Source organism: Arthrobacter sp. TmtSoilC79 (genome assembly GCF_059739405.1).
Window position 1 is genome coordinate 1,773,222 of record NZ_AP046051.1, and the last position, 15,026, is coordinate 1,788,247.

At 61.6% G+C, this 15,026-nt stretch carries 15 protein-coding genes; all 15 read left to right on the plus strand.

Features of this window, described 5'->3' with window-relative positions:
- The 15 genes from thrB to atpA all read left to right on the plus strand — a co-directional run bounded on the left by thrB (window position 1) and on the right by atpA (window position 15,013).
- Complete coding sequence (gene thrB, locus AC6JA3_RS08215) at window positions 1-975, plus strand: homoserine kinase (protein ID WP_026540128.1); 975 nt, start codon at window positions 1-3, stop codon at window positions 973-975.
- 304 nt (window positions 976-1,279) lie between these two features.
- Window positions 1,280-3,448 carry a transcription termination factor Rho gene (gene rho / locus AC6JA3_RS08220; RefSeq protein ID WP_497920070.1) on the plus strand — a complete coding sequence of 723 codons (2,169 nt, stop codon included), beginning with the start codon at window positions 1,280-1,282 and terminating at the stop codon, window positions 3,446-3,448.
- 252 nt (window positions 3,449-3,700) lie between these two features.
- A complete protein-coding gene (gene prfA / locus AC6JA3_RS08225; RefSeq protein WP_014922181.1) occupies window positions 3,701-4,774 on the plus strand; it encodes a peptide chain release factor 1 in 1,074 nt (357 codons plus the stop codon).
- Window positions 4,775-4,806: 32 nt separating this feature from the next.
- Window positions 4,807-5,679, plus strand: a complete 873-nt coding sequence (gene prmC, locus AC6JA3_RS08230; protein ID WP_026546118.1) for a peptide chain release factor N(5)-glutamine methyltransferase — start codon at window positions 4,807-4,809, stop codon at window positions 5,677-5,679.
- Window positions 5,680-5,691: 12 nt separating this feature from the next.
- Window positions 5,692-6,618: an L-threonylcarbamoyladenylate synthase gene (locus AC6JA3_RS08235; RefSeq protein ID WP_026540131.1), complete on the plus strand. Its 927-nt coding sequence runs from the start codon at window positions 5,692-5,694 to the stop codon at window positions 6,616-6,618.
- Window positions 6,615-7,400 (plus strand): WecB/TagA/CpsF family glycosyltransferase, encoded by a 786-nt coding sequence (locus AC6JA3_RS08240; protein ID WP_026540132.1) that lies wholly within the window; start codon window positions 6,615-6,617, stop codon window positions 7,398-7,400. Before AC6JA3_RS08235 ends, AC6JA3_RS08240 begins: the two co-directional genes overlap by 4 nt.
- Window positions 7,401-8,357 (plus strand): glycosyltransferase, encoded by a 957-nt coding sequence (locus AC6JA3_RS08245; RefSeq protein WP_026540133.1) that lies wholly within the window; start codon window positions 7,401-7,403, stop codon window positions 8,355-8,357.
- A gap of 282 nt (window positions 8,358-8,639) precedes the next feature.
- Window positions 8,640-9,752, plus strand: coding sequence for an MraY family glycosyltransferase (locus AC6JA3_RS08250; protein WP_026540134.1), 1,113 nt, complete (start codon window positions 8,640-8,642; stop codon window positions 9,750-9,752).
- A 119-nt stretch (window positions 9,753-9,871) separates the two neighbouring features.
- Entirely contained in the window at window positions 9,872-10,363 is a 492-nt protein-coding gene (locus AC6JA3_RS08255) for a Cg1360 family ATP-synthase-associated protein (protein WP_026540135.1), read from the plus strand.
- On the plus strand, window positions 10,350-10,685 hold the full coding sequence (locus AC6JA3_RS08260; protein WP_026540136.1) for a hypothetical protein: 336 nt from the start codon (window positions 10,350-10,352) through the stop codon (window positions 10,683-10,685). The genes AC6JA3_RS08255 and AC6JA3_RS08260 overlap by 14 nt, the downstream gene beginning before the upstream one ends.
- 81 nt (window positions 10,686-10,766) lie before the next feature.
- Window positions 10,767-11,567, plus strand: coding sequence for a F0F1 ATP synthase subunit A (atpB, locus tag AC6JA3_RS08265; RefSeq protein ID WP_026540137.1), 801 nt, complete (start codon window positions 10,767-10,769; stop codon window positions 11,565-11,567).
- A 78-nt stretch (window positions 11,568-11,645) separates the two neighbouring features.
- Window positions 11,646-11,849, plus strand: coding sequence for an ATP synthase F0 subunit C (gene atpE / locus AC6JA3_RS08270; protein WP_009356484.1), 204 nt, complete (start codon window positions 11,646-11,648; stop codon window positions 11,847-11,849).
- Window positions 11,850-11,905: 56 nt separating this feature from the next.
- Window positions 11,906-12,463 (plus strand): F0F1 ATP synthase subunit B, encoded by a 558-nt coding sequence (locus AC6JA3_RS08275; RefSeq protein WP_026540138.1) that lies wholly within the window; start codon window positions 11,906-11,908, stop codon window positions 12,461-12,463.
- On the plus strand, window positions 12,463-13,290 hold the full coding sequence (locus tag AC6JA3_RS08280) for a F0F1 ATP synthase subunit delta (RefSeq protein WP_026540139.1): 828 nt from the start codon (window positions 12,463-12,465) through the stop codon (window positions 13,288-13,290). Before AC6JA3_RS08275 ends, AC6JA3_RS08280 begins: the two co-directional genes overlap by 1 nt.
- 85 nt (window positions 13,291-13,375) lie before the next feature.
- Window positions 13,376-15,013 carry a F0F1 ATP synthase subunit alpha gene (gene atpA / locus AC6JA3_RS08285; RefSeq protein WP_026540140.1) on the plus strand — a complete coding sequence of 546 codons (1,638 nt, stop codon included), beginning with the start codon at window positions 13,376-13,378 and terminating at the stop codon, window positions 15,011-15,013.
- Window positions 15,014-15,026 lie beyond the last annotated feature (13 nt).

Sequence of the window (15,026 nt, forward strand, 5' to 3'; positions counted from 1 at the left end):
GTGGAATCAACGCAGCCCACCGCGACTGATCGTGCGTTCGTCGCGGCAGGCCAGCGGCTGACGGTCAAGGTCCCCGGTACAAGCGCCAATCTGGGCCCTGGCTACGACAGCCTTGGCCTGGCCTTGTCTATTTACGACACCTTGACGGTAGAAACCCTGAGCACCGGAGAGCTTGAATTCGAGCTCTCCGGTGAGGGCGCCGAAACCCTTCCCCGGGATTCCAGCCACCTGGTGGTGCGCGCCATTGATCTTGCCTTGGATCGCCTTGGTTACCAGCACTCCGGACTGAAAATCACCGCGGACAATGTCAATCCCCATGGTCGTGGCCTCGGATCATCGGCTTCTGCCGTAGTGGCCGCAGTGACGGCCGCCAATGCCTTGGTGCCGGAGGGATCGCGGAAGGATCGCGACTGGATCCTTCAATTGACCAGCGAGATGGAGGGCCACCCGGACAACGTCGCACCCGCCATTTTCGGCGGACTGGCGCTGTCCTGGCAGGACAGCGAGCAGTACAGCAGTACCAAAGCAGACGTTGCTCCTTCGGTCATCCCGGTAGTCGCAGTCCCGGACTTTGAATTGTCCACGGAGACTGCACGTGGGTTACTCCCCGCTTCAGTGGGCCATCATGCTGCTGCCATGAATTCCGGACGTGCTGCACTGCTGATCCACGCGCTCACCGCGCAGCCGGCCTTTCTGTTGCCCGCTACCGAGGACTACCTCCACCAGAGCTACAGGGCACAGGCCATGCGCCCCAGCGCCGACCTCATCTCGGCTCTTCGTTCTGCCGGCCATGCGGCCGTTGTTTCCGGCGCAGGTCCCACTGTCATGGTGCTGGCCAACGGTCCTGGCGAAGCCGCCGTTGTCGAGGAATTCATTGGGTCCTACACGGAGTCCAACACACCCGGGATTGGCTGGCGCGTGATGACGCTGGCTGTGGACGTTCAAGGTGCTAGAGTGGAAGTGCACCGCCGGTAAAGCCGCGGGCAGTTCCCTGATTTTGGATCTCGGTGTTTCGCCGTACCTTTCGTCAACTGTGCCAACGTTGGTGGTGTCGTCTCTTTCCGGCCTGTCTCAGGTGCCGAGAATTCTCTCTGTTCCCTGAAAAAGCAGCCGGCTGTCCGGGTCACCGGCTCCAGTGATGACGATCAGTATCCGGCCCTGTTGGCCACAATCCATCAGGCACGGCCGAAATCACCGGCTGCAGATCTGAACTGCAGCCCAGAACAAATCATCGCGTCCAGCTCTCGCTCTGGACGCCGTCGAGGGGGAAGGATCCTTCGTGACAGAAACCACTGAGCTGGCTTCAGCTGTGGACACAACATCTTCTGCTGCTGAGTCGTCAACGGCAGCAACCACCAAGAGCAGCGGCCTTGCAGGCCTTAAGCTCGCCCAGCTTCAGGCTCTCGCGAGCCAGCTGGGCATCTCTGGGGGATCGCGGATGCGCAAGGGGGATCTGGTTACCGCCATTTCCGCCCACCGTGCCGGAACTTCCACTACCAAGGCACCTGCCAGGGCCAGTGCCCAGGCAAAGGGTTCCACCTCGGCGGCCAAGGAAGCCCCGGCAGTGGAAACCAAGGCTGCAGCGGAGACCAAGGGCAAGGCTGCCGAAAACCTTGCCGCTGCGGATGCAGCTTCCGAGGCTCCGGCCCAGGATGCTCCCCGCGGACGTGCCCGTGGCCGTAGCCGCCGCGCTACCAGCGACGGTGTCGTAGCCGCTGCTGCACCTGCCGAAAACACGGCTGCGCCTGCTGAAAACGCAGCTGCGCCGGTTGTCGAAGCTCCGGCAACGCCTGAAGCGGGGGAGACCGGCACCGAGCGTCGCCAGCCCCGTACCCGCAACCGCCGCCGCGGCGAAGCTGCTGCAGCACCCGCTGAAGCAGCCGAAGCACCTTCCGCCGAGCAGCGTGAGCAGCGCACCGACCGCGCCGAACAGCGTGAGCAGCGCACCGACCGCGCCGAACAGCGTGAGCAGCGCACCGACCGCGCCGAACAGCGTGAGCAGCGCACCGACCGCACCGAGCAGCCCGATTCGGGCGAGCAGCGCGAACGGCGTGAGAACACCCGCGGCCGTCGTGAAGACACCAACGATGGCGATGACACCGGCAACCGCCGCAACCGCCGCAACCGTCGTGACCGCAACGACCAGAACGACCGCAGCGACCGTCGGGGAGGTCAGGACAGCCGTGACGGAAACACCCGCAGCGACCGCTTCCGCGACCGTAACGAACGTCGCCGTGGCCGCGCGCAGGGACCGGACGTCGACGACGTCGAGGTCACCGAGGACGACGTCCTGCTTCCCGTTGCCGGCATTCTGGACGTCCTGGAGAACTACGCGTTCATCCGTACCTCCGGCTACCTCCCCGGGGCGAACGACGTTTACGTCTCCTTGGCACAGGTCAAGAAGTACAACCTCCGCAAGGGCGACGCCGTTGTCGGCGCCATCCGTGCACCGCGTGACGGCGAAGACCGCAGCCAGCAGTCGGCCCGACAGAAGTTCAACGCACTGGTTCGCGTCACTTCCGTCAATGGCAAGACTCCGGAAGAGCTCAAGGACCGCGTGGAGTTCGCCAAGCTCGTACCGCTGTACCCGTCCGAGCGCCTCCGCCTCGAAACGGACCCCAAGAAGATCGGCCCGCGTGTCATTGACCTCGTGGCCCCGATCGGCAAGGGCCAGCGTGGCCTGATCGTCTCCCCGCCGAAGGCCGGCAAGACGCTCATCCTGCAGTCCATCGCGAACGCCATCACCACCAACAATCCTGAGGTTCACCTCATGATGGTCCTGGTTGACGAACGTCCCGAAGAAGTTACGGACATGCAGCGCACCGTCAAGGGTGAGGTCATTGCTTCCACCTTCGACCGCCCCGCAGATGACCACACCACGGTTGCCGAACTTTCCATCGAACGCGCCAAGCGCCTCGTTGAAATGGGCATGGACGTTGTAGTCCTCCTGGACTCCATGACCCGCCTGGGCCGCGCCTACAACCTGGCAGCACCGGCCTCCGGCCGAATCCTGTCCGGTGGGGTGGACTCCGCAGCCCTGTACCCGCCCAAGCGCTTCTTCGGTGCTGCACGCAACATCGAAAACGGCGGCTCACTGACCATCCTGGCAACGGCCCTCGTCGAGACCGGCTCCAAGATGGACGAAGTGATCTTCGAAGAGTTCAAGGGCACCGGCAACATGGAGCTCCGCCTGTCCCGCCAGCTGGCAGACAAGCGCATCTTCCCGGCCGTGGACGTCAACGCGTCCGGCACGCGCCGCGAAGAGAACCTGCTCTCGCCTGAAGAAGTCAAGATCATGTGGAAGCTGCGCCGCGTCCTTTCGGGCCTGGAGCAGCAGCAGAGCCTTGAGCTGCTGACCAACAAGATCCGGGAGACGCAGAGCAACGTCGAGTTCCTCATGCAGGTTCAGAAGACCACGCTCGGAGCGAAGTCGGACAACGACAAATAGCTGTGCTCTAACCGCTCAAAATATGCCGGCCGCGCCCCTACGCCGGGTAGCTTCCGATCTACGATCGAAAGCTACCCGGCTCCGGCAGGCCCGAAGCCACTCCCTGGCCGGCATATTTTGAGCGGTCCTTGTTTAAGGACTCCGTGGCCCGACACCACGTGAGGTCAGAAACGGCCCAGTGGGCCCAGGATGGGCTGTGCGTGACCCCACGATGCAGTTATTAGACTTGTAGAAGTCGAAAGAGGTTTGAAAATGTTTGAGTCCGTACAGGGATTGCTTGATGAGCATGCTGCCATCCAGGCGCAGCTGAGTGATCCTGCTGTCTATGCCGATCAGTCTGCGGCCCGGAAATTGGGGCGGCGCTCTGCCCAGCTCCAGGGCATCGTGGAGGCTTATAATAAGTGGCGCGGGCTCAATGACGATCTGGAAGCGGCCAAAGAGATGGCCGATGAAGATCCCGAATTCGCTGCCGAAGTTGTGCAACTGGAGGAGCAGATTCCTGCGGCGCAGGAGCGTCTGCGCCGTCTGCTGATTCCTCGTGATCCTGATGATGCCCGCAACGTCATCCTCGAAGTCAAGGGCGGTGAAGGCGGCGACGAAGCTGCTTTGTTCGCCGGCGATCTTCTTCGCATGTACATGCGCTATGCCGAATCACGGGGTTGGAAGACCGAGATGATTTCAGCCACGGAGTCGGATCTTGGTGGCTACAAGGATGTTGCGGTGGCCATTAAGGGAAACTCGAACGATCCCGCACAGGGCGTTTTTGCCCGCCTGAAGTTCGAAGGCGGCGTTCACCGTGTCCAGCGCGTGCCCGTGACCGAATCGCAGGGCCGGATCCACACCTCGGCCGCCGGCGTACTGGTGCTCCCTGAAGTGGACGAGCCCGAAGAGCTCGAAATCAACCAGAACGACCTCAAGATCGATGTCTACCGGTCCTCGGGTCCGGGTGGCCAGTCCGTGAACACCACCGACTCCGCCGTACGCATCACCCACTTGCCCACGGGCATCGTGGTGGCCATGCAGAACGAGAAGTCACAGCTGCAGAACCGTGAAGCAGGCATGCGTGTCCTCCGTGCCCGCCTCCTGGCGCACCAGCAGGAACAAATCGATGCCGCCAACTCGGAGCAGCGCAAGTCGCAGATCCGTACCATGGACCGTTCGGAGCGCATCCGGACCTACAACTTCCCGGAAAACCGTATTGCGGACCACCGCACCGGGTACAAGGCGTACAACCTTGATGCCGTCATGAATGGAGACCTGGAGCCAGTCATCCAGTCGGCCATCGAGGCGGACGAACAAGCACGCCTGGACGCAATCGGCGAATAGCGCCGCGCCCAGATCAACAGCAGAGTAGATCCATGACGTTTTACCAGGGCCAGAGCCTCGCGGACGCAGTTCGCGAGGCCACTGCCGTTCTCTCCGACGCCGGTGTGCCAACACCACGGGTGGATGCAGAATTGCTGGCCGAACACCTCCTCGGCGGAGGACTGGGACGCTTGCGGGCCATGCTTCTGGGTGACACTGCCGCCCCGGATGGCTATGAAGAACTGGTTCGTGAGCGGGCGGGCCGCGTCCCGCTGCAGCACATCACCGGTGTCGCCTATTTCCGGTACCTTGAATTGCGCGTAGGCCCCGGCGTTTTCATACCCCGCCCGGAAACGGAATCGGTGGTCCAGTTGGTCATTGACCGCCTCAAGGGAATGCCGAACCCCAAAGTGGTGGACCTTGGCACCGGATCCGGAGCAATCGCCGGCTCGATTGCCCACGAGGTGCCCGGCGCCGACGTCCATGCGGTGGAATACAGTACTTTCGCGCATGCCTGGGCCGCGAAGAACCTGGAACCACTGGGCGTCACGCTCATACAGGGCGACCTCAGGGATGCGCTGCCCGACCACAACGGAACCTTCGACGTCGTCGTTTCCAATCCCCCCTACATTCCGGCAGAGGCGATTCCCACAGAACCGGAAGTCGCGCTGCACGACCCTCCCGAGGCACTGTACGGTGGGGGAGCGGACGGCATGGAACTCCCGACGGCGGCTGCAGCCTCTGCGGCCCGGCTCCTGAAACCCGGCGGCTACTTCGTGATGGAACACGCCGAAGTCCAGGCAGGCTGGATTGCCGGGATGCTGCAACGCACGGGACGTTGGAATGACGTCACCACACACTTCGACTTGAACGGCAAGGAACGTGCCACCAGCGCGGTGCTGGCAAGCGCCGCCTCTGATGAGTGAAAGAATAGCGCTGTGACCACAACCTACAACTGCACTTCCGATGACCAGCGGGCTGAAGGACTTCAGCACGCCCAGCGTGCCATCAGTGAGAAGAAGTGCATCGTGCTGCCGACGGACACTGTGTACGGCATTGCCGCCGACGCCTTCTCTCCCTTGGCTGTGACCATGTTGCTGGCCTCCAAGGGACGCAGCCGGCAGATGCCTCCTCCTGTCCTGATTCCCAGGATCAACGCCCTGGATGGCCTCGCTACGGACGTCCCTGCCGATGCCCGCGCGCTGGCACAGGCATTTTGGCCGGGCGGGCTGACCTTGATCCTGCACGCGCAACCATCCTTGGATTGGGATCTGGGCGACACCAAGGGCACCGTTGCCCTGCGGATGCCCGATGACCAGATCGCGCTGGAACTTCTGGGGCTCACGGGTCCCTTGGCTGTCTCCTCGGCCAACCGCACCGGCCAGGAGGCAGCGCAGACTGCCTCCGAAGCCCGCATGCAACTGGCCGAATCCGTAGAGGTTTACCTTGAGGGCGGATTCCGGCCCGTGGAAGGTACTGCGGCGCTGCCGTCCACGATTGTGGACGCAACTGCCACCCCGTTCCGCGTAGTGCGCCAGGGAGCCATTCCCCTGGAAAGCCTCCGGGCCATAGTCCCCACCATTCTGGGCTTTGGCGAGACTGTTTCCACCGGCGTTGAGGAACTTTCAGCAGCCGATGCTGTTGCGGCGGCTCCGGAAGCGGAACAGGCTCCGGAAGCAGAAAAGGCTTCCGAAGTGGTTGAGACTCCGGAAGCAGCAGATCAAGCTGTCGTAGAGACTCCGACGGCGGGCGACGCGCCGGCCGAGGTGACCGGGGCCGCCGTCGTCGAAGCCGCACCCGAAGAGGACCCGCTGCCTGCCGGTGATGGGGAACCGCAGGCCACACAAGAAGCCAAATCCGAATGATTCCGGACCGTCAGCGCGTCCCCGTCCTTGACGTCGACGCTACTCCGTTGCGCGTCAATGACCTTATTGATGCCATGGGTGGACTCATTGCTGCGGGAACCACAAGCACGGTGCTCGGCCACAACCTGCACAGCATTACGCTGTTTCATTCCTGCCCCGATGTCCGTGCCCTCTACGGGGAAAGCTCGATCGTCCTCCTTGACGGCGCTCCGGCCACGCTGCTGTGGGGTCTCTCGCGTCGTCGCCGGCTGCCTCCGTTGGATGAGGGGGCCATGGCGTACCGGCTGGGTTCCATGGACTGGATCCCTGAGCTGGGAAAGGTCCCGGGATTGCACAGGGTCGCTGTTGTTGGTGCCGGCCGTGAGGCCAACACCGAGGCTGTTGCCCGTCTGCGGTCCATCATTCCCGGAGCCACAGTGGACGGCATGCCCGGCGAAGGCTGGGACGATGCCCTCGAGGAAGCCGTAGTGGGATGGCTGGGCACCTTCCGGCCGCAACTGGTGTTGATCGGGCTGGGAATGCCGCTTCAGGAGCATGTTCTGCGTCGCAGGCTGAACGAGTTGCCGCCGGCTGTCTATTGCGCTGTCGGCGGGGCGATCGAACAGGTTGCCGGTATCCAGAAACTGGCACCGCGTTGGTTGGGACGCTTGGGGCTCGAATGGGCCTGGCGGCTGGTCCTGCACCCGGACAGGGTTGCCTACAGGGTTTTTGTGGAGCCATGGAAGCTCGCAAGCCTGCTGGTTCGGCGCCGTATTCAACCACCCACGACCAAAGGCAAGTAAATGACGTCCCAAGCTGTCGTGGTCGCCGTTGTGGTGACCTATAACCGCCGCGAACTGCTCCAAACCACGTTGGCCGGCATCGCGGCCGGTACCCGGGTTCCGGACGCCGTCGTCGTGGTTGATAATGCCTCAACAGACGGAACCGCAGGGTTTCTCCGGGACTATCAAGGGCCGCTGGTGACGGACGTGGTTACCCTGGGCACCAATGTGGGCGGAGCCGGCGGGTTTGTGGTCGGCATGGAACGCGCGCTGCTGGATCACGGTGCGGACCACGTCTGGATCATGGACGACGACACGGAACCGCAACCGGCCGCTCTTGCCGAAGCCTTGGAGGTTTCCGCTGCCTATGAGCAGGAAACCGGAGACACGCCGGCCTTCATCGCCAGCCGCGTGGTCTGGACCGATGGCCGGGACCACCCCATGAACCGCATGCGGCCCCGATTGGGTGCCAGCGAGGAAGCACGCAGCGCCGCCGCCCGGGTCGGTGCCACGCAGATCCGCAGTGCTTCCTTTGTGTCAGTGGTGATCCGCGCCGAGGAAATCAGGAAGCATGGGTTGCCGATCGCGGATTACTTCATCTGGAATGACGATCTTGAGTACACCGCAAGGGTCTCGCGCAAGGGAACGGCGCTGACCACCGAAGCGTCGGTGGCCAATCACCACACCAAGGTTTTCGGTGATGCCGGTGCCGACCCCGGACCGCGCTTCTACTATGAGGTTCGGAACAAGCTCTGGGTCTATACACGTTCGCGCGCCCTGGCACCGTGGGAGAAAGTCCTGTTCACCGGCGCGTCGGTGCGCAACTGGACCCGCACCATCGCAGCCTCTCCCAACCGCAAAGTGCTGCTGGGAGGGCTCCTCAAAGGCCTGCGGCACAGCTTCAAAGCACCGCGCTCCAACGCTGAAGTGCTCAAGGGAATTTACGCGTTGCGGGACATTCAGGAGCCGGTCAGCTGACAGCTGCGCAGCCTTGATCCCGGCCGGGCAGGCGGGGACCAACGGCTGTGTCACAGGGGGGTCACGGCCGTTGGCATTAGTATCGTGACTAGAGTCCACAGAAATCCCGCAACATTCGGCACAGCCGGTGCAGGCATGGCGACGGAGTAGTTCCATTTATCCACAGACAGAATTCCACACCTCAAGGTGCCCGGAAACCATCGGCTTTCCCGCGACGCGCCGGCTGCGTCCGCTGGTCGCCGTTTCCGGAACAGAGGGCAGGCAGCTCCCGGGAGCCGCATCATGATCATGTATCTGCTGATGGCACTCACGGCTGCCGTGGTGTCCTATGCGGGAACGTGGGGCGCCCGCGTGGCTGGAAACAAACTGCGCCTGTACCGTCCCATCCGCAGCCGCGACATGCACTCGGCCTTGATTTCCAAGCTCGGGGGGTTGGGGATCTTCGTTGGGTTCTTCGCTGCCCTGGTAGTGGCCAGCAACTCATTCTTTGTCAAGGACATCTTCAGGCACAACGATGCACCTTGGGGGATCCTGGCCGGTGCCGTGGTGATCGTCGCTGTGGGAGTGGCCGATGACATCCTGGACATCCGATGGTGGATCAAACTGCTGGGGCAGGCGGCCGCAGCCTTCATCGTGGCAATCTGGGGCGTCAGAATGTCCGTGGTGCCCTTCATCCCTGAGCCGATATTCCTGGAGTCCGAAGTAGTCCAGATCGTGCTGACTGCCGGGCTGATCGTCACCACAATGAACGCCGTCAACTTCATTGACGGCTTGGACGGACTGGCAGCGGGCGTGGCTATCATTGGCGGCGGCGCCTTCTTCCTCACCGCCTACTGGGTGCACCGGAACAATCCGTCCACGGACAACTCGGACCTCGCCACACTCCTGATGGCCATCCTGGTGGGCAGTTGCATCGGGTTCCTGCCGCACAACTGGTTTCCCGCAAAAATCTTCATGGGTGACTCGGGGGCCATGCTCATCGGCCTGCTCATGGCATCGGCCGGTGTTGTAGCTACGGGACAAATCGGGTCCGGCCTCTATGACCGTGCCAACGGTATCCCCACCATCGTCCCGATTCTGCTGCCCTTCGCTGTCCTGTCCCTTCCCCTTCTCGATTTGGGGATGGCCGTCGTCCGAAGGACGGCCAGGGGGCAATCCCCATGGTCGGCAGACCGCGGGCACCTCCACCACAAGCTGGTGGACCTTGGCTACTCGCACCGCACCGCCGTCGTGATGCTTTACGTCTGGACATGCATCCTGGCTTTTGGCGGCGTCGCATTCGCCGTCTTCCCGTGGCAGATTGTGCTCATCGTGATCATTGCGGCAGCCCTCATCATGGCCGCCGTGACAGCATGGCCCTACTTCACGCGAAACTCGTCGCGGCCGGGGGAGTAGTTATTACTCCTGGTTATCGTCACAGTTCTATCTCATGTAGAATTCTTACTGCGGACAGTCACTCGCCCGTATCCCCACTTTGAGAATATGGCACCTGTGCCACGAGGATTGGTATCCCCATGACATCCAACGCCGAAACCGGACGCCCGTCCGGTAAACGTGGTGTTGGAGTCTCCGGTGAGACACCGAAGCTTTGGCTTAGATTGCTCTTCTTGAGTTCCGCCGCATCTTTGGCCGGACTGGTCATTACGAGCATCGTGGCGGGATTGATCAACGGCAGCAAGGGCGCCTTCTCGGTGGTCTTTGGCGGCGGGCTCGTCATGGCCTTCTTCGCAATAAGTCTCCTGATCGGACACTTCGTTGGGCGCAACAATCCTTCTGGCGCCGTTGGTCTTTTCGTAGCTACGTACTTTGTTAAGGTCGTCGGGTTCGCCATTGTGCTCTTTGCGATCGGCACCCCCGAATGGCTCCACAGTCGGTGGTTCCTCATCGGTGCGGTTGTATCCGTTGTTCTTTGGCAGGCCGCAGAAATCTACGGTTTCAGCAAGGCCCGCCTTCAGATCTACAACGATCCCGAAGAGCAGAAGGGTGGCCCGGATGTCTCCGCGTAAGCGTTATTCTCGCCCGCCTGCGCAAGCCCGGCAACCTGCAAAAGCCAATGAAACGGCGCAAGCCGGGAGCGACGGCGGATACAACGCCGGCATCGCCGTCTTCAGCTACATCGTTGGCGGGATCATTGTCTGGAGTTTGATAGGCTGGGGTCTGGATAATCTGTGGGGGACCCGCTGGATTGTGCTCCTTGGCGCTCTGCTGGGAGCCGCAGGAGGGTTCTATCTTTCCCATATGCACGGCCTCACCAGGCAAAGCTCCTCTTCTGGCGAGAGCAACGCAGACAGCGGTCCGTCCACGGACGGGGACAGTAATGCCAAATAATTTCACATGGAATGCGGATGCGTCCAACGCCGCCGGATTCCAACCAATGCCCAATGATGGACACAGCAGAGAGGAAACGCGTTGATCGCGCTTGCGCTCCCCGCCCAGGATTCGGGGTCATTCACCCCACCCGGAATCGACGAAATGCACCTGCCGGCAATCCTGCCTTGGGGTGCGCACGACGGATTCTCCAAGCAGATGCTGCTGGTGATCCTTTCGGTCGTCATTATCGCTACATTCTTCATCCTCGCTGCACGTAAGCAGCAGCTGGTTCCCGGCAAGCTGCAGTTCGCCGGTGAGATGGCCTACGGCTTCGTCCGTAACAGCATCGCCAAGGACATCATCGGCGGCAAGGACTTCATCAAGTACGTCCCGCTGCTGTTCAGCTTGTTCTTCTTCATTCTGGTGAACAACATCTACGGCGCCATTCCGGTCATCCAGCTCCCGAGCTTCTCGCACGTCGGTGGAGCTTACGTGCTGGCCGGCATCGTGTACTTCACCTGGATCATCATCGGCATCAAGAAGAACGGCCTGAAGTACTTCAAGCTGGCCACCGTTCCTTCAGGGGTTCCGTGGTACATCCTTCCGATTGTTGTACCGATCGAAATCATCTCCAACTTCCTGGTCCGCCCTGTGACGCACAGCCTCCGTCTGTTCGCGACCATGCTGGCCGGCCACTTGATCGTCATGCTCGCCGGATCCGGTATCGAGTATCTGGTCATGCAGGAAAACGTCCTCTTGAAGGGCACCTCGGTTCTGGTCCTCGTAGGCGCCGTCGCCATGTACATGCTTGAAGCTTTGATCATGGCCCTGCAGGCGTACGTGTTTACCCTGCTGACTGCGATCTACATCGAAGGCGCCTTGCACGCCGACAGCCACTAGGCACCAAAAACTTCCCCTGATGGGGATTGAAGTAAACCAAACAACCTGCCACATGGGTGGCATCTTGAAAGGAAAAAAATGGAAGGCAATCTCAACCTCGTAGGTTACGGTCTGTCCGCAATCGGCGGTGGTATCGGTGTGGGTCTCGTATTCGCGGCTTACATCAACGGTGTTGCTCGTCAGCCGGAAGCTCAGCGTGTGCTGCAGCCGATCGCGTTCCTTGGTCTGGCTCTGACCGAAGCTCTCGCCATCCTCGGCCTCGTCTTCGCTTTCGTTCTCTAGTCTTCGGATTTAGAACAAAGCGAATTCCGCAACCGAGTAGATAGGACGGGTGAAATATGAATCAGCTGATCATCTCAGCCGCCACTGAAGGCGAAGAGGCCGCCAACCCTCTCGTTCCCAATGTTTGGGAAATGGGCGTCGTCCTCGTCGGCTTTGCGGTCCTCCTGTACATCGTGGTCAAGTTCATTGTCCCGATGTTCGAGAAGACCTTCGCAGAGCGCGCCGAAGCAATTGAAGGTGGCATTGCAAAGGCCGAAGCGGCCCAGGCGGAAGCTTCTGCAGCTCTTGAAGAGTACAAGCAGCAGCTCACCGATGCCCGCGCCGAAGCCAACCGTATCCGCGAAGAAGCACGCGCCGAAGGCGCCCAGATCCTTGCGGACCTGAAGGCCAAGGCTGCAGCAGAGTCTGCACGGATCACCGAGCAGGCACACGCTGCCATCGAATCGGAGCGCCAGGCAGCTGTTGTCTCGCTTCGTTCCGAGGTAGGCACCCTGGCCACTACGCTGGCCGGCCGCATCGTTGGTGAAGCACTCACCGACGACCAGCGCGCCGCACGCGTTGTGGACCGCTTCCTTGCAGATCTGGAGACCCAGAGCGCAGGTGCAGCTAAGTAATGGCAGGTATATCGAGCGAATCGCTGACCACAGCACTGGCGCAGTTGGAAGCCAAGCTTCCCTTCGCCTCGCTGCAGTTGGCTAAGGACCTCTTCGGAATCCTGGGAACGGTGGACAGCTCGGCTGGCTTGCGCCGCGCCCTGACTGACCCGTCCCGTTCCGGTGACGAGAAGTCGGCGCTGGTCAAGCAGCTGGTTGGCGGAAAAGTCTCCGCTGATGCTGCTGAGATTGCAGGCGGATTGGCCAGCTCGCGCTGGGCATCGGCACGCGATATCGGCGATGCACTCGAGACGCTTGCCGCCACGGTTGTCATTGCCGTAGCTGAAAACAAGTCGGCCGTTTCTGCCTCCGGTATCACGGGGCTGGAAGAGCTGGAAAACGATCTGTTTGCCTTCAACCAGGCCGTCGCCTCCAGCCACGAAGTACAACGTGCTCTGTCTGAGCCGCAGGCATCGCCTGCGGCAAAGATTGCACTGGCTGAGAAGCTTGTTCCTGGCAGCAGCGAGGAAGCAAAGGTTCTCATCAGCCAGGCAGTGACGCAGCCGCGCGGTGTCAAGCCGAGCAAGCTCGTCGAGTCATTCGCCAAGCTTGCAGCCAAGCGTCAGCAGCGCTGGATTGCAACTGTCAGCGTTACCCGTCCGTTGACGGAAACGCAGGCCAGCCGTCTGCAGGCCGGGCTTGACGCCCTGTATGGCCGCGAACTGAAGGTCAACCTCAATGTTGACCCTGCACTGATCGGTGGAATCCGCGTCCAGGTAGGTGACGAAGTGCTCGACGCTTCGGTTATCGCCCGCCTGTCCGAGCTCCGCCGCCAGCTCGCTGGCTAGCGAAGACAAAGCACAACTTAACTGATATAAAACCCGGTCATCGTGAGCAACGATGATCACGAAAACAGGAGAGCAGGGACTGCAGATGGCCGAATTGACCATCAACGCCGACGACGTCCGTAATGCGTTGAACGAGTTCGCGGCGTCCTACGAACCCGGTAACGCAGAGCGCGTAGAGGTTGGTCGTGTGACCACCGCAAGTGACGGCATCGCCCGTGTTGAGGGTCTTCCCTCGGTCATGGCGAACGAGCTGCTTCGCTTCGAAGATGGCACGCTGGGCCTGGCCCAGAACCTTGACGTCCGCGAGATCGGTGTCATTATTCTCGGTGACTTCACCGGTATTGAAGAAGGCCAGGAAGTTCACCGTACCGGTGAGATCCTGTCCGTTCCGGTTGGCGACGCCTTCCTGGGTCGCGTTGTTGACCCGCTGGGCCAGCCGATCGATGACCTCGGCGAGATCAAGGCCGAAGGCACCCGTGCACTGGAACTCCAGGCACCGGGCGTTACCGAGCGCAAGTCGGTTCACGAACCGATGCAGACCGGCCTCAAGGCTATCGACGCCATGATCCCGATCGGCCGCGGCCAGCGTCAGCTGATCATTGGTGACCGCCAGACCGGTAAGACCGCCATCGCAGTGGACACCATCATCAACCAGAAGGCCAACTGGGCTTCCGGGGATGTCACCAAGCAGGTTCGTTGCGTTTACGTTGGTGTCGGCCAGAAGGCTTCCACCATCGCAGCCGTGCGCCAGACCCTTGAGGACCACGGCGCACTGGAGTACACCACCATCGTGGCGTCTCCGGCATCTGACCCCGCCGGCTTCAAGTACCTGGCACCCTACGCAGGCTCGGCCATCGGCCAGCACTGGATGTACGGTGGCAAGCACGTCCTGGTGATCTTCGATGACCTGTCCAAGCAGGCCGAAGCCTACCGCGCCGTGTCCCTGCTGCTGCGTCGTCCGCCGGGACGCGAAGCCTACCCGGGTGACGTCTTCTACTTGCACTCCCGTCTGCTGGAGCGTTGCGCCAAGCTCTCCGACGAGCTCGGTGCAGGCTCGATGACCGGTCTTCCGATCGTCGAAACCAAGGCAAACGACGTCTCCGCTTACATCCCCACCAACGTGATCTCCATCACCGATGGCCAGATCTTCCTCCAGTCGGATCTCTTCAACGCCAACCAGCGTCCTGCTGTTGACGTTGGTGTGTCTGTCTCCCGCGTTGGTGGCGCTGCACAGGTCAAGTCCATGAAGAAGGTCTCCGGTACCTTGAAGCTGGACCTGGCGCAGTACCGCGACATGCAGGCATTCGCCATGTTCGCCTCTGACCTGGATGCTGCTTCCCGTCAGCAGCTGACCCGTGGTGCACGCCTGATGGAACTGCTGAAGCAGGGCCAGTACTCACCGTTCCCGGTTGAGAACCAGGTTGTTTCCATCTGGGCCGGTACCAAGGGTTACCTCGACGACGTTCCGGTTGAGGACATCAGCCGCTTCGAGTCCGAGTTCCTGGAGCACCTTGCGCACAAGTCCTCCATCCTGACCACGCTGGCCCAGACCAACGTCCTGGATGACGACACCGCTGCAGCCTTGACCGAAGCAATCGTTTCCTTCAAGAAGGGCTTCTTCGGAGAAGGCGACAACCACTTGGTTGGCGCCGGCCACGAAGAGCACGCAGCGATCTCCGGCGGCGACGTCGACCAGGAAAAGATCGTCAAGCAGAAGCGCTAGTTCCGATTACCTG